Annotated in this window: 21 protein-coding genes; 8 read left to right on the plus strand and 13 right to left on the minus strand. The window is 72.5% G+C overall.

Annotated elements, in window-relative coordinates; translation table 11 throughout:
* Positions 1 to 108 precede the first annotated feature (108 nt).
* Entirely contained in the window at positions 109 to 1,275 is a 1,167-nt protein-coding gene (locus tag OG896_RS26070; RefSeq protein ID WP_443057154.1) for a right-handed parallel beta-helix repeat-containing protein, read from the plus strand.
* Positions 1,276 to 1,322: 47 nt separating this feature from the next.
* On the plus strand, positions 1,323 to 2,429 hold the full coding sequence (locus OG896_RS26075; protein WP_443057155.1) for a methyltransferase: 1,107 nt from the start codon (positions 1,323 to 1,325) through the stop codon (positions 2,427 to 2,429).
* Between the two features lie 138 nt (positions 2,430 to 2,567).
* On the opposite strand, the gene OG896_RS26080 is transcribed toward OG896_RS26075, so the two are convergent.
* The 7 genes from OG896_RS26080 to OG896_RS26110 form a co-directional block, all read right to left on the minus strand.
* Complete coding sequence (locus OG896_RS26080; RefSeq protein WP_329369200.1) at positions 2,568 to 2,894, minus strand: TcmI family type II polyketide cyclase; 327 nt, start codon at positions 2,892 to 2,894, stop codon at positions 2,568 to 2,570.
* 6 nt (positions 2,895 to 2,900) lie between these two features.
* The gene (locus OG896_RS26085; protein WP_328464411.1) at positions 2,901 to 3,407 is read right to left on the minus strand and encodes an SRPBCC family protein; all 507 of its coding nucleotides are present in this window, start codon (positions 3,405 to 3,407) and stop codon (positions 2,901 to 2,903) included.
* 29 nt (positions 3,408 to 3,436) lie between these two features.
* Positions 3,437 to 3,721, minus strand: a complete 285-nt coding sequence (locus OG896_RS26090) for an acyl carrier protein (protein WP_328464409.1) — start codon at positions 3,719 to 3,721, stop codon at positions 3,437 to 3,439.
* 53 nt (positions 3,722 to 3,774) lie between these two features.
* Positions 3,775 to 5,034, minus strand: a complete 1,260-nt coding sequence (locus OG896_RS26095) for a beta-ketoacyl synthase N-terminal-like domain-containing protein (RefSeq protein WP_329369204.1) — start codon at positions 5,032 to 5,034, stop codon at positions 3,775 to 3,777.
* Positions 5,031 to 6,314, minus strand: coding sequence for a beta-ketoacyl-[acyl-carrier-protein] synthase family protein (locus OG896_RS26100; protein WP_329369205.1), 1,284 nt, complete (start codon positions 6,312 to 6,314; stop codon positions 5,031 to 5,033). The genes OG896_RS26095 and OG896_RS26100 overlap by 4 nt, the downstream gene beginning before the upstream one ends.
* Positions 6,311 to 6,760 (minus strand): cupin domain-containing protein, encoded by a 450-nt coding sequence (locus tag OG896_RS26105; protein ID WP_328464403.1) that lies wholly within the window; start codon positions 6,758 to 6,760, stop codon positions 6,311 to 6,313. The genes OG896_RS26100 and OG896_RS26105 overlap by 4 nt, the downstream gene beginning before the upstream one ends.
* 79 nt (positions 6,761 to 6,839) lie before the next feature.
* On the minus strand, positions 6,840 to 8,000 hold the full coding sequence (locus tag OG896_RS26110; protein WP_329369206.1) for a SchA/CurD-like domain-containing protein: 1,161 nt from the start codon (positions 7,998 to 8,000) through the stop codon (positions 6,840 to 6,842).
* A gap of 365 nt (positions 8,001 to 8,365) precedes the next feature.
* Here OG896_RS26110 and OG896_RS26115 point away from each other — a divergent pair, with 365 nt between their 5' ends.
* The gene (locus tag OG896_RS26115; RefSeq protein WP_329369208.1) at positions 8,366 to 10,192 is read left to right on the plus strand and encodes an FAD-dependent oxidoreductase; all 1,827 of its coding nucleotides are present in this window, start codon (positions 8,366 to 8,368) and stop codon (positions 10,190 to 10,192) included.
* A 133-nt stretch (positions 10,193 to 10,325) separates the two neighbouring features.
* Here the strand turns inward: OG896_RS26115 and OG896_RS26120 are convergent, their stop codons facing one another.
* Positions 10,326 to 11,513 (minus strand): multicopper oxidase domain-containing protein, encoded by a 1,188-nt coding sequence (locus OG896_RS26120; RefSeq protein WP_329369209.1) that lies wholly within the window; start codon positions 11,511 to 11,513, stop codon positions 10,326 to 10,328.
* A 330-nt stretch (positions 11,514 to 11,843) separates the two neighbouring features.
* On the opposite strand from OG896_RS26120, the gene OG896_RS26125 reads away from it, so the two are divergent.
* The 3 genes from OG896_RS26125 to OG896_RS26135 all read left to right on the plus strand — a co-directional run bounded on the left by OG896_RS26125 (position 11,844) and on the right by OG896_RS26135 (position 14,847).
* A complete protein-coding gene (locus OG896_RS26125) occupies positions 11,844 to 12,242 on the plus strand; it encodes a hypothetical protein (protein WP_329369211.1) in 399 nt (132 codons plus the stop codon).
* Between the two features lie 227 nt (positions 12,243 to 12,469).
* Positions 12,470 to 13,186, plus strand: a complete 717-nt coding sequence (locus OG896_RS26130) for a class F sortase (protein WP_329369212.1) — start codon at positions 12,470 to 12,472, stop codon at positions 13,184 to 13,186.
* Between the two features lie 158 nt (positions 13,187 to 13,344).
* A complete protein-coding gene (locus OG896_RS26135) occupies positions 13,345 to 14,847 on the plus strand; it encodes a cellulose binding domain-containing protein (protein ID WP_329369214.1) in 1,503 nt (500 codons plus the stop codon).
* A gap of 117 nt (positions 14,848 to 14,964) precedes the next feature.
* Here the strand turns inward: OG896_RS26135 and OG896_RS26140 are convergent, their stop codons facing one another.
* The 4 genes from OG896_RS26140 to OG896_RS26155 all read right to left on the minus strand — a co-directional run bounded on the left by OG896_RS26140 (position 14,965) and on the right by OG896_RS26155 (position 19,958).
* Complete coding sequence (locus OG896_RS26140; RefSeq protein ID WP_329369216.1) at positions 14,965 to 16,437, minus strand: GH1 family beta-glucosidase; 1,473 nt, start codon at positions 16,435 to 16,437, stop codon at positions 14,965 to 14,967.
* Between the two features lie 106 nt (positions 16,438 to 16,543).
* A complete protein-coding gene (locus OG896_RS26145) occupies positions 16,544 to 17,464 on the minus strand; it encodes a carbohydrate ABC transporter permease (protein WP_329369217.1) in 921 nt (306 codons plus the stop codon).
* 2 nt (positions 17,465 to 17,466) lie between these two features.
* Positions 17,467 to 18,474, minus strand: a complete 1,008-nt coding sequence (locus tag OG896_RS26150) for a carbohydrate ABC transporter permease (protein ID WP_329369219.1) — start codon at positions 18,472 to 18,474, stop codon at positions 17,467 to 17,469.
* 149 nt (positions 18,475 to 18,623) lie between these two features.
* A complete protein-coding gene (locus tag OG896_RS26155) occupies positions 18,624 to 19,958 on the minus strand; it encodes an ABC transporter substrate-binding protein (protein WP_329369221.1) in 1,335 nt (444 codons plus the stop codon).
* 364 nt (positions 19,959 to 20,322) lie between these two features.
* On the opposite strand from OG896_RS26155, the gene OG896_RS26160 reads away from it, so the two are divergent.
* Positions 20,323 to 21,411 carry a LacI family DNA-binding transcriptional regulator gene (locus tag OG896_RS26160; RefSeq protein WP_329374285.1) on the plus strand — a complete coding sequence of 363 codons (1,089 nt, stop codon included), beginning with the start codon at positions 20,323 to 20,325 and terminating at the stop codon, positions 21,409 to 21,411.
* Between the two features lie 348 nt (positions 21,412 to 21,759).
* A complete protein-coding gene (locus OG896_RS26165; protein WP_329369223.1) occupies positions 21,760 to 22,296 on the plus strand; it encodes an RBBP9/YdeN family alpha/beta hydrolase in 537 nt (178 codons plus the stop codon).
* 240 nt (positions 22,297 to 22,536) lie between these two features.
* On the opposite strand, the gene OG896_RS26170 is transcribed toward OG896_RS26165, so the two are convergent.
* Positions 22,537 to 23,199, minus strand: coding sequence for a tetratricopeptide repeat protein (locus OG896_RS26170; protein ID WP_329369225.1), 663 nt, complete (start codon positions 23,197 to 23,199; stop codon positions 22,537 to 22,539).
* Positions 23,200 to 23,382 lie beyond the last annotated feature (183 nt).

A 23,382-nucleotide genomic window follows, 5' to 3' on the forward strand; every position in this document is an offset into this window, starting at 1 on the left:
GTGCGGGTGGGGCGTCCATAGCGTCGAGTCGGCGGCCCGAGCCGCCGTTTTTACGTCGATGCCCCTGCGCGGGGCCGAACGGAAGCGGGTCGGGCGATGGGTCGGGCGATGGTGAAGCGCGTGGTAGCGGGGACGTCGGTGGCAGCAGCGGCGGTGGCGGCGGTGGGAGCCGGGGGAGCACCCGCACAGGCGGCCTCCGTGCGGGTGGTGCACCCGGGGGAGTCGATCCAGGCGGCGGTGGACGCGGCCGCGCCGGGCGACACCGTACTGGTGCTGCCGGGCACGTACCGGGGCAGCGTGCAGATCAGCAAGCCGCGGGTGACGCTGCGCGGCACCGGCGCGGGCATCACCGTACTGGCCCCGGCCACGACGGCGTCCGACCCGCAGAGCACGACCGGTCCGGCGAACCCCGCGACGAATCCCGCGACCAATTCGGCGATCAACCCCGCGACCAACCCCGACACCGGGAACGCGACAAGCACGAGCACCAGCACCAGCGCCGTCGCCTGTGCCGCGGCCGGTGACGGCCTGTGCGTCACGGGCGCGGACGGCGTGCGCGTCGAGTCCCTGACGGTCACCGGCTTCGCGAAGTACGGCATCTGGGCCACCTCCGCCGACCGCCTCACCGTCGACCACGTGCGGGCCGACGCCAACGGCCAGTACGGCATCGGCCAGGAGAAGTCGATCCGTTCGCGGTTCACCTCCAACGAGGCGAGCGGCAACGGTGAGGCGGGCCTGTTCGTGGCGAACGCCGTCTCCGAGGAGGGCGGCGCCACCGACACGCAGGGCACCGAGATCCGCGGGAACGCCCTCACCGGCAACCACATGGGCCTGGTCGTCCGCCGGCTGCGCCGCGTCACGGTCGACGCCAACACGATCTCCGGCAACTGCGCCGGCGTCTTCCTCGTCGGCGACGAGAACACCCCGCGCGCGGGCGAGATGACGGTCACCGGCAACAAGGTCGACGCGAACAACGCCTACTGCGCGGCCACCGCCCGCCTGCCCTACGTCCAGGGCTCCGGCATCGTGTTGACCGGCGTGGAGAACACCCTGGTGAGCGGCAACGAGGTCACCGGCAACGTCGGCGCCTCCCCGCTGTCCGGCGGCGTCGTGCTCTTCCCGAGCTTCACCGGCAAGCCCGACTCCGGCAACACCGTGCGGAACAACACGCTCCTGCACAACGGCCCGGCCGACCTCGCCGACCGTGACCACGGCACCGGCAACACCTTCACCGCGAACGAATGCCAGGTCTCCCTGCCCGCGGGCCACTGCTGACCTGCGGTGCCCGAAACCGCCATGACGCCATGAGAAAGGGCGGCACCATGACGACCACCCCGGACACCGAGGCCCAACGGGGGGCCCAGCCGCCCCCGTCCGACCCCGCCGCGGCCGAAGGCTCGGCCGGAAACCCCGGAGCCGCCGCGGGAGCCGCCTCGATGCGGCTGCGCGAGATCGTCTTCGGCGCCGCCTGCGCCGCGTCCGTACGCGCCGCCGCCCGGCTGGGACTTCCCGACGCCCTCGGTGCATCCCCGCGCACCGCGGAGGAGTTGGCCGCCGACCTCGACGTGCGGCCGGAGCCGCTGCGCCGGCTGCTGCGCGCGCTCGCCTGCTACGGGGTCTTCACCGAGGAGGCGGACGGCCGCTTCACGCACACCGAGATGTCACGGCTGCTGCGCGAGGACGCGCCCGGCAGCCTGCACCACATCGCGCTGTGGTGCACCGAGCCGTGGACCTGGGACGCCTGGCCGCGCCTGGACGAGGCGGTCAGGTCCGGCCGCGACGTCTTCGCCGACCTCTACGGCAAGAGCTTCTTCGAGTACCTGCACGCCGACGCGGCCGACTCCGCCCGCGTCTTCGACCGCGCGATGACCTCCTCCAGCCGGCAGGCGGCCCGCGACCTCGCCGCGTACGTCGACCTGACCGGCGTCCGCAGCGTCGCCGACATCGGCGGCGGCCAGGGGCTCGCGCTCGCCGGGCTGCTGGAGAAGGAACCCGGCCTGCACGGAACCCTGCTGGACCTGCCCGACGTCGTCGCCCACGCCGACCCGCGGCTGCGGGACGGCGGGGCGCTCGCCGGCCGGGTCCGGCTCGTGCCCGGCGACTGCCGCACCGAGATCCCGGTCCGGGCGGACCTCTACGTGCTGAAGAACATCCTCGAATGGGACGACGCCAGCACCCGTGCCACCCTGCGCAACGTCGTGGCCGCCGCGGAGCCCGGCGCCCGGGTCCTGGTGATCGAGAACCTCGTCGACGACAGCCCCTCCATGCGGTTCACCACCGCGATGGACCTGCTGCTCCTGCTCAACGTCGGCGGCGCGAAGCACTCCCGGGCGAGCATGACCGCGCTCATGGCCGAGGCCGGGCTCCCCGTGAGTGCGGTACGACCGGTCAACCCCCACCTGTTCGCGTTCGAGTCCCGGGTGAACTGACCCTCCGGGGCGGGTGGTCCTGTCGGTTCCAGGACCACCCCCCGGTGGACGGCCGGGGTACCTCCCAGGCGGAGTTCCGGGAGAGCGCGGCTCCCCGCGCCCCTGGTCTCAGGGGCGCGGGGAGACCTGGCGGAACGGCTAGTCGCGTTCCCAGCGGTAGAACTCCTGGGCCATCGCGTCCTTCGGCTCGCGCCAGTTGACCGGGTCGTACGCCGACACGTAGGGCGCGAGGGCCTCGCTGATGCGGCGGAACTCGGGGTGCCCGGTGTGCTTGGCGACCTCGGGTCCCGGCGGCCGGTCGGCCTCGATCAGGTGCAGGTAGAGGTCGTCGTGGAACCGGAAGAGGCTGCGCCCGGTGACGCCGATCAGCCCGGGCAGTTCACCGCGGTCCGACGCGGCGAACTCCTCGGCGATGGCGGCCGCGGCGTCCGGCTTCATCCGGGCCACGATCAGGCTGCGGTGCATGCGCGCTCACGCCCCCTCGGCGGTGCGGGGCGGCATCGCGGACAGCCCGCGCTCGGCGGCCTGCTTCTCGACGCGCTCGCGGATGCGCTCCATCTGGACCACCGAGTTGCGGTTGATCCGGTCGGTCATGGCCGCGTCGTCCACGGGCGCGGTCGGCTTCATCGCGAAGTCCTGCACCCACCGCATGGAGGTGCCGCCGGGCACCTCGGCGTACTCCCAGTGGATGTCCATGTGCGCGAACGGGCCGGTCTCCACCCGCCGGGCGCGCACGGTCAGGTTGCGGCGGTCGGTCACCCGCTCGGAGACCCAGCTCCACACGGTGCCGTTCTCGTCGGGGTGCATGGTGAGCCGGAAGGTGACCTTGTCGCCCTCGCGCGCCATGATCTCGACGGCGGCGTACTCGCTGAACAGCTGCGGCCAGCTCTCCAGGTCGTTGGTGAGGTCCCAGGTGAGGTCCACCGGGGCGGCGATGATGATCTCGTTCTCGGTGTGCCCTGCGGTCGATGCTGCCATGAGCTGAACTCCTTCTCGTCGGGTACGGGTCAGGCCGCGGCGGCGTTGAGCTGGGAGTTGACGCTCGCCAGGAACTCGTGCGGGGTCTTGCAGGTCTCCGCGTCGTCGCCGATCTTGCGGCTGTAGCGCTTCTCCAGCTCGGCCACGATGCCCAGCAGGCCCAGCGAGTCGAGGTTGAACTCCTCGAACGTCGTCGCCGGGCTGGACGCCATCGCCGACGGGTCCACCGACAGCCCGGCCCGGTTCTTCATCAGGTCGGACAGCTCGTCGAAGGTGACGGGGCCGTCCGCGGTCGTGTTCGTCGGGTCGTTCATGGGTCCTTCTCCTTCGGTGGGGGGAACTTCGGTGGGGAACTTCGGGGGGAACCTCAGTGGGGGGAAAGGGGGGGCTCGGGCGCGCGCAGCACCAGCGCCGCGTTGCAGCCCATCAGCCCGCGGCTGAGCACCAGCGCGGTGCGCAGCGGCGTGATGCGGGCCTCGCCGGTGACCACGTCGAGGTCGTGCCGGACCTCGGTCACGTTCGGGGTGGGCGGCACCACGCCGTGTTCGAGGGCGAGCACGGCCGCGGCGGCGTCCAGCGCCGAGGCGGCCGCGTAGGCGCGGCCGAAGCCGGTCTTGGGGGCGGTGACGGGTACGGTCGCGGCGCGCGGCCCGAGCGCGTCGGCGATGGCGAGGGCCTCGGCCTGGTCGGCCTCGGGCACGCCGAGCGCGTCGGCGAAGACCACGTCCACCTCCTCGGGTGCGCAGCCGGCCTCCGCCAGCGCGCCCCGCGCCGCCCGCGCCAGGCCCTCCCGGGAGTGCCGCCAGCCGCCGGTGCCGGTGAAGGTGGCCGCGTGCCCGGCGACCACCGCCCGTACCCGCGCGCCGCGCCGCCGGGCCGCGGACTCCTCCTCGACCACGAACATCGCGCCGCCCTCGGCGGGGGAGTAGCCGCAGGCGTCGTCGGTGAACGGCAGGTAGGCGTGCCGCGGGTCGGTGGCCAGGCTCAGCTCGTCGTAGCCGAGCTGGCACACCACGGAGTACGGCGCGAGCGGGGCCTCGGTGGCGCCGACCACCATCGCGTCGGTACCGCGCCGGATGGCCCGGCCGGCGTGCGCGAACACGTCCAGGCCGCCGGCCTCGTCGTCGGCGAGCACCCCGCACGGGCCCCGGAAGCCGCCGCGGATCGAGACCTGGCCGGTGCTGGCGGCGTAGAACCAGGCGATGGACTGGTACGGGCCGACGAACTGCGGCCCGCTGCCCCACAGTTGCTGCAACTCGCGCTGGCCGAACTCGCCGCCGCCCGAGCCGGCCGCGGTGACCACGCCGATCGCGAACGGCGAGTCCGGGTCCGCCGCCAAGTGGGCTTCGGACAGCGCGAGTTCCGCGGCCGCCATGGCGAAGTGGCTGAACCGGTCGGTCTGTACGAGGAAGCGGTCCTCGACCAGCCCGGCCGGGTCGAAGCCGTCCTCGACCTGGCCCGCGACCTTCAGCGGCAGCCGCTCGCAGCCCTCCCGGCGGACCGGGCCGAGCACCGAACCGCCCAGCTGCACCGCCTTCCAGAACGCCTCGGTGCCCACGCCGTTCGGCGCGACGACGCCGATCCCGGTGACCACGGTCTGCCCGCGGCCGCTGTCGGTCCCGCTCATGACGTGCTCCTCTCGGCGTGCGCGAGCACCACCGCGGACTGGAAGCCGCCGAAGCCGCTGCCGACCGACAGCACGGACCGCAGCCGGACCGGCCGCGCGGTGCGCGGCACGTAGTCCAGGTCGCAATCCGGGTCCGGGGTCTCGTAGTTGGCGGTCGGCGGCACCACGTCGTGGGTCAACGCCAGTGCGCACGCGGCGAGTTCGATCGCGCCGATCGCGCCGAGCGAGTGCCCGACCATCGACTTGATCGAACTCATCGGCACCGTGCGCGCGTGCTCGCCGAGCGAGCGCTTGACCGCCGCCGTCTCGTGCCGGTCGTTCTGCTTGGTGCCGGAGCCGTGCGCGTTGACGTAGTCCACGCCGGTCCGGTCGATCCGCGCGTCGGCCAGTGCCTGGTCGATCGCCTCGGACATCTCCCGGCCCTCGGTGGTCAGTCCGGTCATGTGGTAGGCGTTCCCGAAGGTCGCGAAGCCGCGCAGCTCGCAGAGGATGCGGGCGCCGCGCCGCCGGGCGTGCTCCCACTCCTCCAGCAGCAGCACCGCCGAGCCCTCGCCGAGCACGAAGCCGTCCCGGTCCGCGTCGAACGGGCGCGAGGCGTGCGCCGGGTCGTCGTTGCGGGTCGAGGTGGCCTTGATCGCGTCGAAGCAGGCGACCGTGATCGGCGAGATCGGCGAGTCCGCCGCCCCGGCCACGATGATGTCGGCCTTGCCCTCCTGCACGGCGTGGAAGGCGTGGCCGACCGCGTCGAGACCCGAGGTGCAGCCGGTGGAGACCGTCTGCACCGGGCCGTGCGCGCCGATGTCCTCGGCCACCTCCGAGGCGAGCGCGCTGGGTTGGAACGCCCGGTGCAGATGGGCGCCCGCCTCCTGCGGCGACACGTCCCAACGGCTCCCCGACGCACTGACCTTGACGTAGTCGCGCTCCAGCCGGGTGGTGCCGCCGACGGCCGAGCCCAGGCACACCCCGACCCGCCACGGGTCCTGCGCGGCGAGGTCGAGACCGCTGTCCCGGATCGCCTCGCGCGCCGCGGTCAGCGCGAACTGGGCGTACCGGTCGGCGCGTTCGGCCAGCTCGGCGCCGAGCCCTGCCCTCTTCGGGTCGAAGTCGCACTCCGCGGCGATCCGGGAGCGGAAGCCGGCCGGGTCGAAGAGGCTGATGCCGCGGGTGGCCGTACGACCGGAGGTCAGCAGGTCCCAGAAGGCCGGTACCCCGATGCCGCCGGGGGCGACCACCCCGAGGCCGGTGACCGCGACCCGGCGGTCCCCGCCAGGGCGGTTCACGCCCGCGCCTTGGTCGGGTCGGGAGGCGCCGAGGCAGCCTCGCCGGCCACCTCCGCCACGCCCTCGGTCTCCTCGGTGTCCACGTGGCCCAGCTCCGGGCGGGGCGCGAGCGGGCCCAGGTGGAAGACCATCCGCGCCTCGCTGTCACCCACGTTCCGGAACCGGTGCCGCATGTCCACCGGGATCATCAGGCCCTGCTCCGGCCGCAGCGGGTGGCTCACACCGTCCAGGTCCACCTCCAGCTCCCCGCTCAGCACGTAGACGAACTCCTCGGAGTACGGGTGGTAGTGCTCGCCGATCCGCTCGCCCGGCTGCACGATCGCCACGCCCATGAAGCCGCTGGTCGCGCCGACCGACGCGGGCGTCAGCAGGGCCCTCAGGTCGCCGCCGCGCCGGCGGTTCGGGCTGGTGTCGTCCAGGTGCACGAGGCGCACTTCGTTCGTCATTGCGGCTCCTTCGGGGCGGGGTGTCCTGCGGGTGTGGGCGGGGATGTGGGTGCGGGGCCGGTGTCGCGGGGCTGCCGGGTCACCGCGAGGCGCGGTCCGTGACGGGGGTCATGGGGTGGCCGCCGTGGCCGAGCCCGGTGGGGTCGGCGGGCTCGCCCGGCACGAGGAGTTCGCGCAGCACGTCGGTCGGGCCGTCCGCGGGGACCGGCGCGGCCGGGCCGTCGGAGGGGAGCCCGCGGACGTCGATGACGCGGACCACCGTGTCGTCGCGCTGGAAGACCGTGGAGGCGGCCAGCGGGTGCGTCGGGTCGGTGGCGGCCGCGGCGTCGAGGGTGCCGAGCAGCCGCGCCGCGTCGGCGCCGCGGCCGGGCCGTACCGGGTAGAGGAACGCCTGCCGGGTCAGCGGCTCGCCGGCGCCGAGGGCGGGGGCCGGGTCCGTCTCGTGGCCGACCGCGGGCAGGGCCGCCCGGGCGAAGAAGGCCCGCGCCGAGGCGGCGGCGGTGAGGTCGCGGTCCTCTTCCAGGTAAGGGTTGATCGCCTCCTCGACGGCCCTTACCTCCGGCTGCGCCGCCACGTGCCGCAGCGCGTTGCCGAGGTCTCCCGCCACCTCGACCGCCCGGACCACTCGGTTGCCGTACATGAAGAGCGACGTGCGCAGCAGCCGTGTGGTGTCGTCCACCTGGGCCCGCGGCGCGCGGTAGTCGGACAGCAGCTTCGCCACCGCTTCCTCGCTGCCCGGCTTCACCGTGAAGGTGATCGCGTGCCGCACCACCCCGCCCGAGCACAGCGGCGGCGCGGGCACCGGGTCGAGCCCGGCGGCGGGCGCCGCAGGCGGCTTCGCCGCGGCCCGGGCGGTCCGCGCGCCCTGTGCACCCGGCGCGCCCTGCTCCGGCGTCTCGCGCGCCACCAGGAACCGCAGCGACCTGGTGTCCCGCACGCACCCGTGCAGCGGCTCGACCATCGCCCGGTGCGCGGCGCTCTCCACCCACTCCAGGAACGGCTCGCTGCCCTCCCACTCGCTGGTGATCAGCCACTGCGAGGAGTTCCCGAGCGACTGGCACAGCTGGTCGCTGATGTGTCCGGGCACGGCCGCCACCTGGTGGCGTATCTGCTCGTACGCCTCCAGGAAGCGCTGCTGCCTGCCGTCGAGCACGTCCAGCAGCAGTACGACGCGCAGCCGGGCGGTGCCGGGTACGGCGGAGGAGGAGGGCGGGGCGAGCCGGTCGTCCAGAGTCGTCATGGAAGATCGTTCCTCTCGGGTGGGGCGGGGTGCGGACGGCCGCGGGCCGAGCCGCGTGGTGGGGAGCCCCGTGGTGGTGCCGTTGCCGGGGCGCGGCCGGAGGGCCCTGAGCCGCGGGGCCGCCGCCGGGCGGTGATGCCTTCCGCATATGCGTCAGGCCGTATGCGCGCGGCGGGACCGCCTGTTTCCGATGCTCAGCCCCGGGCGGGAATCGTGCGCGGCACGTGAGGCGGCCGAGTGAAGCACCGCCCGACCCGGCCCGCGGAACGCCTCGGCAGGGAAAGGAGCTACCGCCGGGAAGCATCCGCGCGGCGGGCCCGGGCCCCACTGCCGTGCGCACCCCCACTCCCACTCCGGAGAACCCCATGACGAACGCCCCGCACCCCGCGCCGCCGCCCGGCTCCCCGCAGCCCGGCTCAGCCGCCCCCGCCACCTCGGCCACCTCGGCCGGCTCGGCCGGCGCCGACGGGCACACCGACGACCGGGTGCCCGTCCTGATCGTGGGCGGCTCCCTCGTCGGCCTGTCCGCGTCGCTCTTCCTCGGCCGCCTCGGCGTGCCGCACCTGCTGGTCGAGCGGCATGCCCGCACCTCGCACCACCCGCGCGGGCGCGGCAACAACGTCCGCACCATGGAACTGATGCGCGTCGCGGGCGTCGAGGACCGTATCCGCGCCGCCGCGTCCGTGCTCGCCGAGAACCACGGCATCCTCCAGGCCGACACCCTCACCGGCTCCGAGCAGGAGTGGCTGTTCCGCACGATCGACCCCGGCGGCGGGCTCTCCCGGATCAGCCCGTCCGGCTGGTGCCTGTGCAGCCAGAACGACCTGGAGCCCGTGCTGCTGGCGGCCGCCCGCGAGGCGGGCGGCGACATCCGCTTCGGCACCGAACTGGTGTCGTTCACGCAGGACGCGGACGGCGTCACCGCCGAGATCGCCGACCGCGCCTCCGGCCGGGTCCGCACCGTGCGCGCCGACTACCTGATCGCCGCGGACGGCCCGCGCAGCCCCGTCCGCGAGCGCCTGGCCATCCCCATGACCGGGCCCGGCGACCTCTTCCACAACGTCAGCGTCACCTTCCGCGCCAAGCGGCTGGCCGACGCGGTCGGCGACCGCCGCTTCATCGTCTGCTACCTCACCAACCCCGAAAGCCCCGGCGCGCTGCTGCCCGTCGACAACGCCCAGGACTGGGTCTTCCACGCGCCCTGGCGCCCCGGCGACGGCGAGCGCCTGGAGGACTTCACCGACGAGCGGTGCACCCACCTCATCCGCACCGCGGTCGGCGTGCCCGACCTGGAGGTCGAGATCACCGGGAAGGCGCCCTGGCACGCGGCGGAACGTGTCGCCGAGCGGTACGGGCGCGGCCGCGTCCTGCTCGCCGGGGACTCCGCGCACGAGATGTCGCCCACCGGGGCGTTCGGCTCCAACACCGGTATCCAGGACGCGCACAACCTCGCGTGGAAGATCGCCGCCGTCCTCGAAGGATGGGCCGGGCCCGGCCTGGTGGACAGCTACGACGCCGAGCGGCGCCCGGTCGCGCTGGCCACCGCCGCCCGGGCGTCGGCCCGTTCCGCCGAGCACAGCCACCCCGGATACGAAGCGGCGCCGGTCATGGCCGGACCGCGGGCCGGCCTGCTTCCGGCCGTCCTCGGCTACCGCTACCCGCTCGGCGCGGTGCTCGGCGCCGATCCCCAGGAGGCCGCCGTTCCGGACGACTTCAGCCCGCGGGCGGTGCCCGGCGGGCGCGCGCCCCACCTGTGGGTGCGCCGCGGCGGCGAGCGGATCTCCACGCTCGACCTCTACGAGCGCACGCCGGTCCTCCTCACCGGGCCGGCCGGCGGCGCCTGGCACGATGTCGCGCGGCTCGCCGCGGAACGGACCGGGGTGCCCCTCGCGTGCTACCGGTTCGGCCAGGAGCTGGAGGCCGACCCGGACGGCCCGGGCGCCTCGGGCGGACCTGCGGGCCGGGGCGGACCTGCGGGCCCGGGCGGACCTGCGCCGAGCGGGCCGCCCGGAGGAGCCCCCGGCGGCGCACCGGCCGGGCCGCCCGACTTCTGCGGGTTGCACGGCATCGGGGAGGAGGGTGCCGTGCTGGTGCGGCCCGACGGGTTCGTGGCCTGGCGCTGCGAGGGTGCCCGCCCCGACCCGGAGGGGGTGCTTCGCGCGGCCCTGGACGAGGTGTTCTGCCGGGGCTGACCCGCCAGGGTGCCCCCGCCCGCGGTGCGCGGGACCTCGGGGGCCTCGGGGAATCTCGGGGGCCTCGCGGGACCGGCCCACCCCCGGCAGGTGGGCCCGGAACCGGCAGCGCCGGGCGGCCCGGGGGGTCCCGTCACCGCGTGACGCGGTACCTCCCGGCCATCCCGTGCATCATGTGGGCGGCCACATGGCAGTGGTAGAGCCAGTCACCCGGGTTGTCCTCGCGGTACTCGACGGTGAGGGTCGTGGCCGGCCCGAGCACCTGCGCGTCGGTCCAGCCGGACGGGCCGGGCCAGCGGTGGCCGTGGATGTGGAAGACGTGGAAGGAGTTGCCGAGCGTGGCGACCCGCCACCGCACCCGGTCGCCGCTGCGCGCGCTGAACGTGGGGGCGTTGTCGACGAACGCCCCTCCGTTGCAGAGCGAGAGGTCCTGCTTGAGCGGGGACGCGTCGGGCGCGGCGAGGTCGTGGAAGAAGAGCACGAACTCCCGGTCCACCTCGGGGGTCCGGGCGTCGGTGACCGCGATCATCCCGAAGAGCCCCAGCTCCGCGCCGATCTCCATGACCGGTCCGCCGCCGACGAGCGCGCGCGAGTCCATCGAGCCGGGCGCGGGCGACGGGGATTGATCGGCGGTGCCGCCCGACCCGGTGGCGGGGCGCGGCGGGATCTGCGGCGCCGCGTGGTCGTGGTACGGCCAACTCCCCACGGAGCTTGGCACGCAGGTCCACGTGTAGGTGTAAGTGCCCTGGTAGGGAACCGCGGTTCCCCCCGCGTCAGGCGTATCCGCCATCCAGGCACCGTCACTTGACGGGCTGTACCGCACGCCGTGCGGGTGCATGGTGTGCGGCCACTTGTAGTGCGCGTCGTTGTTGCGGAAGTGCACCTTGATGACGTCGCCGACCTCGGCGCGCAGCACGGGACCGGGGATGCCGCTGTTCGCGCCGATGCCGTGCGGGCCGAATTCGGCGGGCAGCGGCTGCTCCCAGTTCGGGGTGTAGGCGCGGTAGCCGATCGCCTGATACGTCGTCTGGTCGGCGGTGAAGGTCGTGCCGGTCATGCCGTCGCGCCCGTTCGGCACGGCGTTGTGCGCGAAGGAGTCGGCCTGGACCCAGTACTCGCGGACGCGCCCGCCGGCGGTGGCCCGGAAGGCTTCCGCGGCGAAGGGGTCGGCGCCGGTCCCGCTTCCGGTGGCGGCCTCGGCGGGTGTGGCGGGCGCGGCGGCCATCGCCAGCGCGGCGGCCGCACCGCCGCCGGTCAGCGCACGCAGCAGGTTGCGGCGGCCGCCGTCTCGGCGCGGTTCACGTACCGGCTCCGGTGACATGGACGTCCTCTCGCTCGGGGGTGGTGGTCGGGTGTCCGGCGTTCCTGAAGGGCACTCAGGAGGGCCGCCGGGCGCGGCCTGCGGGCTCGCCGCCGCGTTCCCACTGTGCGGGGTGCCGGTGGCGGCGCCTGTGCGCCCCGCCCCGGGAGGGTGACCGAAACAGGCAGGTGGCGGTGCCGGCCACCCGAAGAGCGGACGCGTTCACCCTCGTGCGGCTCTCTCCGGTGGCGGTCCCGCCAGGGCTGGCTGACGGTGAGCTTGCCGTCACTGCGCTTGTCGGGCTGACACGTTGTCAGCCGGCGCACGTCGTCGGCGGAAGGAATCGTCCCCATGCGTACTGCCCGCACCCTCGTGGCCGGAGCCGCACTCACCGCCTGCCTCGCCCTCGCCGCTCCGGCCGCTCACGCCGCGGGTGCCGTCAACATCTACGACCCGAGCGGTCAGGGCTCGTCGTCGTCCTCTTCCTCCTCTTCCTCCTCCGCGTCGGATTCCGGTAAGTACTCGCACTCGTCCGACAGCGACGGTTCGCAGGACTGGACCGGCCAGGGCTCGGACGGCGGCCAGTGGCACAAGCCGCACGGCGGCATGCACACCGGTGGTGGCGGCATGTCGCTGGCCGGCGGCAGCAGCCTGGCGGCCGGTTCGGTGCTGCTGCTCGGCGGCCTGGGCGCCGGCGCGTACGTCCTGCGCCGTCGTCGCGGTACGGCCGGGGCCGGCGCCCTCGCCTGACCCGTCCCACCGTCCGGCCCTCGCCGGCCGGACCGCAGTGGCCACCGCCGCGGTACGGCGGTGGCCACTGCCCGGAGCCTCGTCCCGGGAGGCCCCTTCTCCGGCGGCCGGGTGCGTGCCGTCCCGCAACGCGCCCGGCCGCCCGCCCGTTGCCGTTCGCCCGGTTGGCGGTCAGTGGCCGGCCCCGGCCCCTCGTATCTCGCAGGTCGTCAGAAAGGCAGCACCGTATGAGCACGCAGCCGCCGCAGCGCGACCCCAGGACGGCGGACGCGCCGCCGCCGGCGCGGGACAGCGGCACCCGGGTCCTGCGCTGGGCCGTCGCCGCGACCCTGGTCGGCGCGTTCCTGGTCTTCCGCTCCTTCGACTCCTCCGGCGCGGACACCGCCGTCGGGGCGCCGACGCCGCCCGCGGCCAGTGCCGCCTCGGCGCCGTCGGCCGATCCGGTGGTGACGATGGAGCCGACCGCCGCACCGTCGCTGCCGCGCGCCACGCCGACGAAGATCTCCATCCCGAGCATCGGGGTGAACGCGCCCTTCACCATGCTGTCGATGGACGCCACCGGAGTGCTCCAGCCGCCGCCCGACACCGACCGCAACCTCGCCGGCTGGTACCAGGGCGGCGCCAGCCCCGGTGAACGCGGCAACGCGATCGTGGCCGGCCATGTGGACACCACGAGCGGCCCGGCGGTCTTCTACCTGCTCTCCTACCTCAAGAAGGGCGACCCGATCGACATCACCCGCGCCGACGGCACCGTCGCCACCTTCACCGTCGACGAGGTCGACACCTTCGCCAAGGGGGACTTCCCCGACCAGCGGGTCTACGGCGACACCCCCGACGCGCAACTGCGGATCATCACCTGCGGCGGCGTGTTCGACCACAAGAAGCGCGACTACGAGTCCAACGTGGTCGTCTTCGCGCACCTGACCTCGTCGGGGAACGCGTGATCGCGCAGGGCCCCGGCGCCGATCGTTAAGCCGCCCCTTCCGCTTCCTTAAGCCCGTCCTAAGAACCCGATCAACCGCCTTGAACTGGGCTTTTGTCCGATCCGTGCCCGCTAGCGTGCTGCCCGCCCCCACCTCCGAGTACACCAAGGCAGGCAGCCATGGCAGCCACCACCCACCGCCGGCGTCCCGGCCGCAGGACGCAGGTGCTCTGCGGGATCACCGCGGCGGCGGCCGCCGCCGGCGGCGCGTTCGCCTTCGCCGGCTCCGCGAGCGCCGCCACGGTCGCGGCGGCGTACCGCACGACCAGCGACTGGACCACCGGCTACACCGGGCAGTACGAGATCAGCAACGCGAGCGACAGCCCGCTGGACGGCTGGACGCTCTCCTTCCGCCTGCCGGCCGGCAGCACCATCGGCTCGCTGTGGAACGGCGCGTACACCGTGTCCGGGCAGACGGTGACGGTCACCCCGGACAGCTGGAACCGCACGCTCGCTCCCGGCGCGACGGCGGACATCGGCTTCACCGCGAACGTGCCCGGCGGCACCGGACCCGCCGCCGCGCCGGCCGGCTGCACGATCAACGGCGCGAAGTGCTCGGTCGACGACGACCCGACCACCGCGCCGACCGGCCGCCCCACCGAGACCGCCACGCCCACCGCGGCCCCGACCGCGACCGCGAGCCCGACCGCGACCGCGAGCCCGACCGCGACCGCGAGCCCGACCGCGACCGCGACCCCGACCGCGGGCACCGGTGCCGGCTCGGCGGCCTCCGGCGGGTTCGCCCCCTACGTCGACACCTCGCTCTATCCCGCGTACGACCTGACGGGGGCGATGAAGGCCGACGGGGTGAAGCAGTTCAACCTCGCCTTCGTCGTCTCCGGCGGCGGCTGCACCCCGAAGTGGGGTGGCGTCACCGACCTCGACAGCGACGCGGTGGCCGCCCAGATCGGCGCCGTGCGCGCGGCGGGCGGCGACGTACGCGTCTCCTTCGGCGGCGCCAACGGCACCGAACTGGCCTCCGCGTGCTCCTCGGTGAGCGACCTCGCGGCCGCGTACGGCAAGGTCGTCGACGCGTACCGGCTCACCAAGGTCGACTTCGACGTGGAGGGCGGCGCGCTGGCCGACACCGCGGCCGACACCCGCAGGGCGCAGGCGATCGCGCAGCTCCAGGCGAGCCACAGCGGCCTGGAGGTGTCCTACACGCTGCCCGCGATGCCGAGCGGGCTCACCCAGGACGGCATCGACCTGCTGGCGAACGCCAAGAGCAACGGCGTCGCGGTGCACGCGGTCAACATCATGGCGATGGACTACGGCGCCTCCTACAGCGGCGACATGGGGCAGTACGCCGTCGATGCCGCCACTGCCACGCAGGCCCAGGTCAAGAGCGTGCTCGGGCTCTCCGACACCGCCGCCTGGCACGCCGTCGCCGTCACGCCGATGATCGGCGTCAACGACGTGAGCAGCGAGACCTTCACCCTCGCGGACGCGAGCACGCTCGCCGACTTCGCCACGTCCAAGGGCCTGGCCTGGCTGTCGATGTGGTCCGCGACGCGCGACAAGCAGTGCCCCGGCGGCGCCCAGAGCTACGCCGACGCCACCTGCAGCTCCGTCACCCAGTCCGACGGCGCGTTCGCGCGGGCCCTGGGCGGCGCCACCGGCTGACCCCCCGGACATCCCGCTCCGGCCACTCTCCTGTCCCACCCCCACGGGGCAGGACGGCGGCGGGCTCCGGTCGTCGCGCACCCTCGTTCGCGGCGACCGGAGCCCTTCTTCGTCCCCTCAGGACCTCCCGGCCTCCTCCGGGGAGTCCGGAAGGACGTTGGCGCGCGCCACCTCGGCGTACCAGTGGGCGCTCTGCTTGGGGATTCGGCGCTGGGTGCCGAAGTCGACGTACACCGCGCCGAAGCGCTTGCTGTAGCCGTAGGACCACTCGAAGTTGTCCAGCAGCGACCACAGGAAGTAGCCCCGGACGTCGGCGCCGTCGGTCAGCGCGCGGTGCACCGCGGAGAGGTGGCCGCGCAGGTACGCGATCCGCTGCGGGTCGTTGATGGCGCCCTCGGGCGAGATGTAGTCGTCGAAGGCGGCACCGTTCTCGGTGACCATCATCGGCAGGTCGGGGTGCTCGTGGTGGACGCGCATCAGCAGGTCGTACAGGCCGCTCGCGTCGACCGCCCACCGCATCGCGGTGGTCTCGCCGGGCGGCTGGTGGAAGGCGACGTGCTCGGAGCCGGGCCAGGGCGAGTAGTCGCTCGCGCCGTGGCCGTCGTTGCGCGGCAGGTCGGGGTTCTCCCGGCCGTCGGAGACCAGCGTCGGCGTGTAGTAGTTGATGCCGAGCAGGTCGATCGGGCGGGAGATCTCCGCCAGGTCGCCCGGCTTGACCAGCGTGTCCCAGTCGACCAGATGGCCGGTGTCGGTGAGCAGGTCCTCCGGGTAGCCGTCGCCGAGGATCGGGCCGAGGAAGACCCGGTTGCCGACCGCGTCGATCCGGCGGGCGGCGTCCAGGTCGGCGGCCGACTGGCTGTACGCGCGCACCTGGTGCAGGTTGAGGGTGATCGAGGTCCGCGCGGTAGCGGGGAGAACGGAACGCAGAACCCCGATCGCCCGGCCATGGGCGAGGTTGAGGTGGTGCACGGCCTTCAGCGCCGACTCCGGCTCGGTGCGGCCGGGAGCGTGCACCCCCGAGCCGTAGCCGAGATACGCCGAGCACCACGGCTCGTTGAGCGTGGTCCAGTACGGCACCCGGTCGCCGAGCGCCTGTGCCATGATCGCCGCGTACTCCGCGAACCGCTCGGGCGTCTCCCGCGCCGTCCAGCCGCCGATGTCCTCCAACTCCTGCGGCAGGTCCCAGTGGTAGAGCGTGGCGACCGGGGTGATGCCCTTGTCGAGCAGCTCGTCGACCAGCCGGCGGTAGAAGTCCAGGCCGCGCTGGACCGCGGGGCCGCGGCCGGTGGGCTGCACCCGCGACCAGGAGATCGAGAAGCGGTAGGCGCCGAGGTTGAGGTCCCGCATCAGCGCGACGTCGTCACGGAACCGGTGGTAGTGGTCGGCCGCGATGTCCCCCGTGTCCCCGTTGAGGACCCGGCCGGGGGTGTGGCTGAAGGTGTCCCAGATCGACGGGGTACGGCCGTCCTCGGCCGCGGCGCCCTCGATCTGGTAGGCGGCGGTGGCCGCCCCCCAGACGAAACCGGGGGGGAACCGGAGCGAGGCCGGGTTCGCCGAGAGTTCGGGACTCTCTGAACGGACAGCAGTCATAACGGGGGACTCCAGGGGAATCAGGGGTCGTCGGGGGAGGGTGGGGGGTGCCGAGGGCGGGCCGCGGAGGTGAGGGTGCGGGCAGGGAAGGGGGAGCGGGGCGGCGTCAGTTCTTGACCGCGCCGGCGGTGATCCCGCCGACGATCTGCCGGCCGAGGACCGCGAAGACCAGCAGCAGCGGCAGCGTCGCGACCAGCGCCCCGCACACCACCACGGCCTGGTTGATCGTGTGGTCGCCGGAACCGAGCCCCTGCAGGGCGACCTGCACGGTCGGGTTCTGCTGGTTCAGCGCGATGAACGGCCAGAAGAAGTCGTTCCAGGACTGGACGAAGACGAGCATCCCGAGCACGGCCATCCCCGGCCGGGCGATCGGGAACACCACGTGCCAGATGATCCGCAGGCTGTGCGCCCCGTCCACCCGCGCCGCCTCGACCAGTTCGACCGGCAGCGCCTCGGAGAGGAACTGCCGCATGAAGAACACGCCGAACGCGGCCACCAGCGACGGCAGGATCACCGACTGGATGTGCCCGACCCAACCCACCTTCGTGATGATCTGGTAGAGCGGGATCACGGTGAGCTGCGGCGGGATGGTCATCGTCGCCACCACCAGGGTCAGCAGCGCGTTGCGGCCGCGGAACTCCAGCTTGGCGAAGGCGAATCCGGCCAGGGTCGCGAACAGCACGGTGCTCACGGCCACGCAACCCGCCACGATGGTGGAGTTGATCAGGGCCTTGGTCATGTCGACCTGGTTCCACACGATCTTCAGGTTGTCGACGAGATGGCTGCCGGGCAGCAACGGCGTCGGCGGGGTGATCACTTCGGTGCCGGTGCGCGAGGCCGCCACCACCGTCCAGTACAGCGGGAACAGCGAGACCAACGTGGCGAGGATCAGCAGGACATACGCGATCGGGCCGGCCTTCTGCTGCCCGCCGGCGCTTCCCGAACGCCGCCAGCGGCGGGCGGTTCGCGGGCTGGTGGTGGAGTGCCGGGGCCCGGCTGACGGGATCGGCTGGGTGAGTTGTGCCATCGTCAGCTCCCAAGCTTCCGGCGGTTGCTGCGTATGACGAGGAGCTGGAACGCGCCGATGAGCAGCAGGATCAGCAGCATCACCCAGGCCACGGCGGACGCCTGACCCAGCTCGCCGACCTGCCAGCCCTTGTCGTACATGTACAGGCTGAGGGTCTGGTACTGGTGGTCGGAGCCGCCGGAGACGCCCACGTTGCCGCCGAACATCAGCGGCTCACCGAAGAGCTGGGTGGCGCCGATGGTGGAGACGATGATCGTGAAGAAGATCGTCGGCCGGATCGACGGGATGGTCACGCTGATGAACTGCCGCCAGCGCGAGGCACCGTCGAGTGCGGCCGCCTCGTACAGGTCGGCGGGCACGGCCTGCATCGCGGCCAGGTAGATCAGCGCGTTGTACCCGGTCCAGCGCCACGTCACGATCGAGGAGATCGCGATCTGCGCGGGCCACTTGGACGACGCCCACTGCACGTCCCCGATCCCGACGTGGTCGAGGACCTGGTTGATCATCCCGTAGTCGGGGTTGAAGAGCTGGATGAAGACCAGGGTGGCCGCCGCGATCGAGGTCGCGTACGGCGCCAGGATCGCGACCCGGAAGAACCCGCGCGCCCGCATCTGGTAGTTGAGCAGGTGGGCCAGGCCGAGCGCCATCATCAGCTGCGGCACCGTGGAGATCACCCCGAGGGTGAAGGTGTTGCGCAGCGCGGTCCAGAAGAAGCTGTTGTCCCACAGCGCGGTGTAGTTGCGCAGGCCCACCCAGTTGGCGTGCGTGCCGAGTTCCACCTGGTGGAAGGAGAGCCAGCCGGTGTAGATCAGCGGGAAGAGGCCGAAGGCGGCGAAGCAGAGGAAGAAGGGGGCGATGTACGCGTACGGCGACGCCTTGGTGTCCAGCCGGTACGCCTTGGCGCGCCAGCCGCCGGGCGGGCCGTTGTCACCGCTCTTGCGGTTCGTGCTGGGGTCGGTCCGGGACGACCGGGGGCTGCCGTCGGACGTCGCCCTGACGGAGGTGGCCACGAGTGGCGTCCTTCCGGTAGGGGATCAGCGGGTGTCGACGGATGTCGACGGGGGAGCGGGCGGAGCGGGAGCGGGAAGAAGGGGGAGCGGGGGCCGGACGCGGGCCGCCCGGCAGGTGGGAGTCACTGCCGGGCGGCCCCGAACTCCGGTCAGCTCGTGGTGACCTGGTCCTTCACCGTGGCCTGGACCTTCTTCCAGGCCGCGTCCTTGGACGTGTGGCGCTGCTCCATGTCGAGCAGGCCGTTCTTCGTGATGATGTCCTTCACGGTGCCGTCGTTCGGACCGATCGGGGCCGGCTGGATGTTGTGCGCGGTGTCCGAGAAGATCTTGCCGACCGGGGTGCCCGGGAAGTACGGGTTGGTGGTGTTCGCCACCGCCGGGTCGTCAAGACCGGCCTTCGTCGACGGGATGTTGCCGAACTTCTGGAAGACCTTGACCTGCTGCGCCGGGGCGGTCAGCCACTGGGCCAGCGCCTCGGCCTCGGCCAGGTGCTTGCCCGACTTCGGGACGCCGAGGAACGAACCGCCCCAGTTGCCGGCCTGCGGCGGCTGGGCGATGTCCCAGTTGCCCTTGTTGGCGGGACCGGAGTTCGAGGCGACCTGGCCGATCATCCAGCTCGGGCAGGCCACGGTGGCGAACTTGTTGGTCTTGAACGCGGAGGTCCAGGTGGTGTCGAACTGCTGGAGCTTGGCGGTCAGCCCGTCCTGCACCGCTTCGGCGGACAGGTTCCAGGCGGTCTGCACACCGGGGCTGGAGGCGTAGACCAGCTTGCCGCTCTGGTCGGAGTACTGCGTGGTCTGGCTGGACAGCACCGCGTTGAACAGGCCACCGGCGGAGTCGGTGAAGGCCACGCCCTTGGGGGCCTTCGCCTGGAACTTCTTGCCGGCGTCCACGAACTTCTGCCAGTCGCCCGCCCACAGCGCGGCGACCTCGTTCCGGTCGGTCGGCAGCCCGGCCGCCTTGAACATGTCCTTGCGGTAGCAGATCGCGGTCGGGCCGACGTCGGTGCCGACACCGATGATCTTGCCGTCGGAGGTGGTGGCCTCCTTCTCCTTGTAGTCCAGCCAGTCACCGGCGTTGAAGCCCTTGACCGACTTGAAGTCCACGAACTTGTTCGCGTACTGCGGCTGGGTCGCGTTCGCCACGAAGCCGATCTCGATCGCCTGGATGTCGTCGAGGCCGCTGGTCTGGTTGAGGTGCAGCTTCAGGGAGTTCCAGTACACGCCGCTGTCGGAGACGTTGTCTTCCTTGACGGTGATGTTCGGGTGCAGCTTGTGGTACTCGGCGAAGAGCTTCGCGCCCGTCTTGTCGTCGTAGCCGAACGCGCCGTAGTCACCGATGCGCAGGGTGATCTTCTCGTTGGACGAGCTCCCCTTGCTGTCGTCCTTGCTGTTGCTGCTGCAGCCGGTGATCAGGGTCGCGCAGGCTGCGAGACCCGCGACCGCGATGACGGCGGCCTTGCGGGTTCTGCCGGAAGTGCGCATTCCACTCTCCTTGTCAGGGTGGGTCGTGCGGTGCGGTGGTGCGGGTGATGCGGTGGAGCTTGTCCCCGGGTGATCTTCGATCGTCGAGCGCAATGTGTGGGAACGCTGTGTGGGAGCGCTCCCACTAGGCTTGCCGGAACACTCACGCCTGGGAGGGGTCAGTGTCAAGATGTGAAGTCGATTTCGTTGCCGGAACGTGTCCGGGGCGGACGGATGGTCACTTCTTGAACGGATGGCCTCGCGCGGGCATCGCCGGAGGCCGGCGTGGGTGCTTGTAACGTGGGAGCGCTCTCACGAGCTGCGCCTCAGCGGATGGACCTCGCGCTAAGGTGGCGCGCAATGAGTACAGGAGGCTCCAGTGGCCATGAACGGGCGGCACAGCGGACGGCCCACCCTTGAGGAGGTCGCCGTGCGCGCGGGGGTGGGGCGCGGCACGGTCTCCCGGGTGATCAACGGGTCACCGCGGGTCAGTGAGCGGGCGAAGGCGGCGGTGGAGGCGGCGATCGCCGAGCTCGGTTACGTGCCGAACCGGGCGGCCCGGGCGCTGGCCGGAAACCGTACGGACGCGATCGCGCTGGTCATTCCCGAGCCGGAGACGCGGTTGTTCGCGGAGCCGTACTTCTCGGACATCATCCGGGGGATCGGGGCGGAACTGGCCGACACGGACATGCAGTTGCTGCTGACGTTGATTCGGACGCCGAAGGAGCGGGCGCGCTTCGCGCAGTATCTGGCGGCGCATCGGGTGGACGGGGTGCTGCTGGTGTCCGTGCACGAGGATGATCCGCTGCCGGATCTGCTGGAGCAGCTCGACATGCCCGCGGTGCTCAACGGGCGGCGGTCGGATCTGGAGTCGGTGTCGTATGTGGACGCCGACAATGTGGGTGGGGCGCGGGCGGCTGTCGCGCATCTCATCGAGCGGGGGCGGCGGCGGGTCGCGACGATCACCGGGCCGCTGGACATGTATGTGGCGCGGTCGCGGTTGGACGGGTATCGGCAGGCGGTGGCCGAGGCGGGGTTGGGGGGCGGGGGCGGGGCTTCTTCTCCTGGGTTTTCCGGGCCGTTCGGGTCGTCCGGGTCGTCCGGGGGCTCCTCCGAGGAACTCATCGCCGCCGGGGACTTCACCGAGGAGGGTGGGCGGCGGGCCATGCGGGAGTTGCTGGCGCGGCGGCCTGATGTGGACGGGGTGTTCGCGGCGTCGGATGTGATGGCGGCCGGGGCGCGGGCGGTGCTGCGGGAGGAGGGGCGGAGGGTGCCGGATGATGTGGCGCTGGTGGGGTTCGAGGATTCGGCTATCGCGCGGCATATGGACCCGGCGTTGACGTCGGTGCGGCAGCCGACGGAGGAGATGGGGCGGACGATGGCGCGGGTGCTGCTGGAGGAGATCGCTGAGCGGGAGTCGGTGCGGCGGCATGTGGTGCTCGCGACGGAATTGGTGCGGCGCGAGTCCGTGTGAGGGGTGGGTGCGGGTGCAGGTAGCGGCGCCGCTGCGGGGGCGCCGTTGTCCGTAACGGGGGTGCTGCGGTGGGTGGTTGCGGTCGCGGGGGCGCCGGCGGCGGGGTTCGAGACTGCATATTTACGGCGCCTGCGGGTCATTTCGTAGCGGTGCCCTCTTCCGCGCGCCACAAATATACGAACGTCTCGAACCCCGCCACCTTCGCCCCCGCTCCGGTCCGGGTGTGCGGGGCGCCGGGGTTGGTGTGCGCTTGGCTTGAGGGCGCGCCGGATTGGGGGATGAGGGCGCTGTTCTGGTCGTGGGCGCCGGTACGGTGGGCTGACGTGTGAGGCGAGGAGGGAGCGGGGCATGGCGCGGAATGCGGTGGTGTTTCACGGGACCGGGGCGAACCCGGGGGTGGCCTGGTATCCGTGGCTGGGGCGGAGGTTGGCGGAGCGGGGGTACTCCGTGGAGGTTCCGCACTATCCGGAGCTGAATGTGGAGCCGATCGGGACGTTTCTGCCGAAGGTGCTGGCCGAGCAGCGGTTCGACGAGGAGACGGTGCTGGTGGGGCACTCCGGGGGCGCCGCGCTGCTGCTGGCGGTGTTGGAGCACATCGAGGTGGAGGTGGCGCAGGCGGTGCTCGTGGCGGGGTACGCCACGCGGCCGAACGAGTCGGAGGAGCCGGTGCTCCAGGACGCGTACGACTGGGCGGCGATCAGGTCGCATGTTCGGGACTTGTACTTCATCAACTCCCGCGTGGACCCGTACGGTTGCGACGACCGTCAGGGCCGCGCGATGTTCGAGCGGCTGGGCGGCACCCAGATCGTGCGCGATGACGGGCACTTCGGGGACTACGACCAGCCTTACGAGACCTTCGAGTTGCTGGATCGGTTGATTGGGTGAGGGGTGTCGGCTTCTCCCCGGTGGGGGTGATTGTGGTGTGGGCTCCTAATCGGTTGGGGTGTTTGTGGTGGGTGGGTGGCTGCTCGGTGGGGGCGCTTGGCCGTCTGGTGGTGGGTGGGCTTCTCCTCGGTGGGGGGTGATTGTGGTGTGGGCTCCTAATCGGTTGGGGTGCTTGTGGTGGGTGGGTGGCTGCTCGGTGGGGGGGGGGTGTTTGTGGTGGGGCGGTGGTGCGGGGTTTCGCTACATGCGGGTGCGCGCGTCGGCTATCCACTGGAGAACGCCGGCCGCGGCGCACTGCGTGGCCGTTGTGTGGGCCTGGTCCAGTAGACGTTGTGCCGAGTCGTGGTCGCCGCAGGAGTGCCAGAGGAACTCGGCGAGGGCGAGTTGGGCCGCGGCCGCGGCGGCGGGGAGGCCCAGGTCCTCGCGTAGTTGGACTGACTGTTCGAAGCGTGCGCGGGCTTCGTCCAGGTGGCCGGATGGCTCCGCTGCGAACCCCAGGTGGCGTGTGGCGTATGACTGGGTGAGTCGGTCGCCGGCCGACTCGGCCAGGTCGTAGGACCGTTGGAAGCACGGCACCGCCTTGCCGTATGCCTCCTGGACCACTTGGTGCCAGGCGCCGAGCCAGAAGAGGGCCTCGCCTTCGCCGCGGATGTCGCCGAGCGCGCGGTAGAGGGGCACCGCCTGCTGGAACAGCTCTCCTTCTTGCCCTTCGACCACCTCCTTTCGGTCTGTCAGATAGCGTGCGTGCAAGGTTTTGCCGCGGGCGAGCGCCAGGTCCGCCGCCAGTCCGTCGAGCACCCGCTCGGCCCGCGCGGGTGCTGTCCGGTCGCCACCGAACGTCGCTGCTTCGTACAACTGCTCGACGTGGCGGAGTCGTTCCCGATCGCTGATGAGATCACCCATACGGCCCAGCGTAGTGACGGCGAGGAACCGGATTCGGGTGCCGGACCGTCGTAGTTCGCACACGGTCACGCGTTGTCCGCGCGTGGCCCGGCTCCCGGGAGGCACCCATGGACGGCGGCGGGCACGGCGACTCCGGGCACAGCGGCGGCGGGCACAGCGGGCATCACGGTGGGCATCACGGCC

The organism is Streptomyces sp. NBC_00669, from assembly GCF_036226785.1.
Taxonomy (GTDB): Bacteria; Actinomycetota; Actinomycetes; order Streptomycetales; family Streptomycetaceae; genus Actinacidiphila.

What these genes read in the sequence shown, in the direction of transcription:
- OG896_RS26070 (WP_443057154.1), top strand. Translation starts at nt 109, where the DNA reads ATGGTGAAGCGCGTGGTAGCGGGGACGTCGGTGGCAGCAGCGGCGGTG.
- OG896_RS26125 (WP_329369211.1), top strand. Translation starts at nt 11,844, where the DNA reads ATGCGTACTGCCCGCACCCTCGTGGCCGGAGCCGCACTCACCGCCTGC.
- OG896_RS26095 (WP_329369204.1), bottom strand. Translation starts at nt 5,034, where the DNA reads ATGAGCGGGACCGACAGCGGCCGCGGGCAGACCGTGGTCACCGGGATC.
- OG896_RS26170 (WP_329369225.1), bottom strand. Translation starts at nt 23,199, where the DNA reads ATGGGTGATCTCATCAGCGATCGGGAACGACTCCGCCACGTCGAGCAG.
- OG896_RS26090 (WP_328464409.1), bottom strand. Translation starts at nt 3,721, where the DNA reads ATGAACGACCCGACGAACACGACCGCGGACGGCCCCGTCACCTTCGAC.
- OG896_RS26080 (WP_329369200.1), bottom strand. Translation starts at nt 2,894, where the DNA reads ATGCACCGCAGCCTGATCGTGGCCCGGATGAAGCCGGACGCCGCGGCC.
- OG896_RS26075 (WP_443057155.1), top strand. Translation starts at nt 1,323, where the DNA reads ATGACGACCACCCCGGACACCGAGGCCCAACGGGGGGCCCAGCCGCCC.
- OG896_RS26085 (WP_328464411.1), bottom strand. Translation starts at nt 3,407, where the DNA reads ATGGCAGCATCGACCGCAGGGCACACCGAGAACGAGATCATCATCGCC.
- OG896_RS26105 (WP_328464403.1), bottom strand. Translation starts at nt 6,760, where the DNA reads ATGACGAACGAAGTGCGCCTCGTGCACCTGGACGACACCAGCCCGAAC.
- OG896_RS26145 (WP_329369217.1), bottom strand. Translation starts at nt 17,464, where the DNA reads ATGGCACAACTCACCCAGCCGATCCCGTCAGCCGGGCCCCGGCACTCC.
- OG896_RS26120 (WP_329369209.1), bottom strand. Translation starts at nt 11,513, where the DNA reads ATGTCACCGGAGCCGGTACGTGAACCGCGCCGAGACGGCGGCCGCCGC.
- OG896_RS26115 (WP_329369208.1), top strand. Translation starts at nt 8,366, where the DNA reads ATGACGAACGCCCCGCACCCCGCGCCGCCGCCCGGCTCCCCGCAGCCC.
- OG896_RS26135 (WP_329369214.1), top strand. Translation starts at nt 13,345, where the DNA reads ATGGCAGCCACCACCCACCGCCGGCGTCCCGGCCGCAGGACGCAGGTG.
- OG896_RS26110 (WP_329369206.1), bottom strand. Translation starts at nt 8,000, where the DNA reads ATGACGACTCTGGACGACCGGCTCGCCCCGCCCTCCTCCTCCGCCGTA.
- OG896_RS26155 (WP_329369221.1), bottom strand. Translation starts at nt 19,958, where the DNA reads ATGCGCACTTCCGGCAGAACCCGCAAGGCCGCCGTCATCGCGGTCGCG.
- OG896_RS26140 (WP_329369216.1), bottom strand. Translation starts at nt 16,437, where the DNA reads ATGACTGCTGTCCGTTCAGAGAGTCCCGAACTCTCGGCGAACCCGGCC.
- OG896_RS26130 (WP_329369212.1), top strand. Translation starts at nt 12,470, where the DNA reads ATGAGCACGCAGCCGCCGCAGCGCGACCCCAGGACGGCGGACGCGCCG.
- OG896_RS26160 (WP_329374285.1), top strand. Translation starts at nt 20,323, where the DNA reads ATGAACGGGCGGCACAGCGGACGGCCCACCCTTGAGGAGGTCGCCGTG.
- OG896_RS26165 (WP_329369223.1), top strand. Translation starts at nt 21,760, where the DNA reads ATGGCGCGGAATGCGGTGGTGTTTCACGGGACCGGGGCGAACCCGGGG.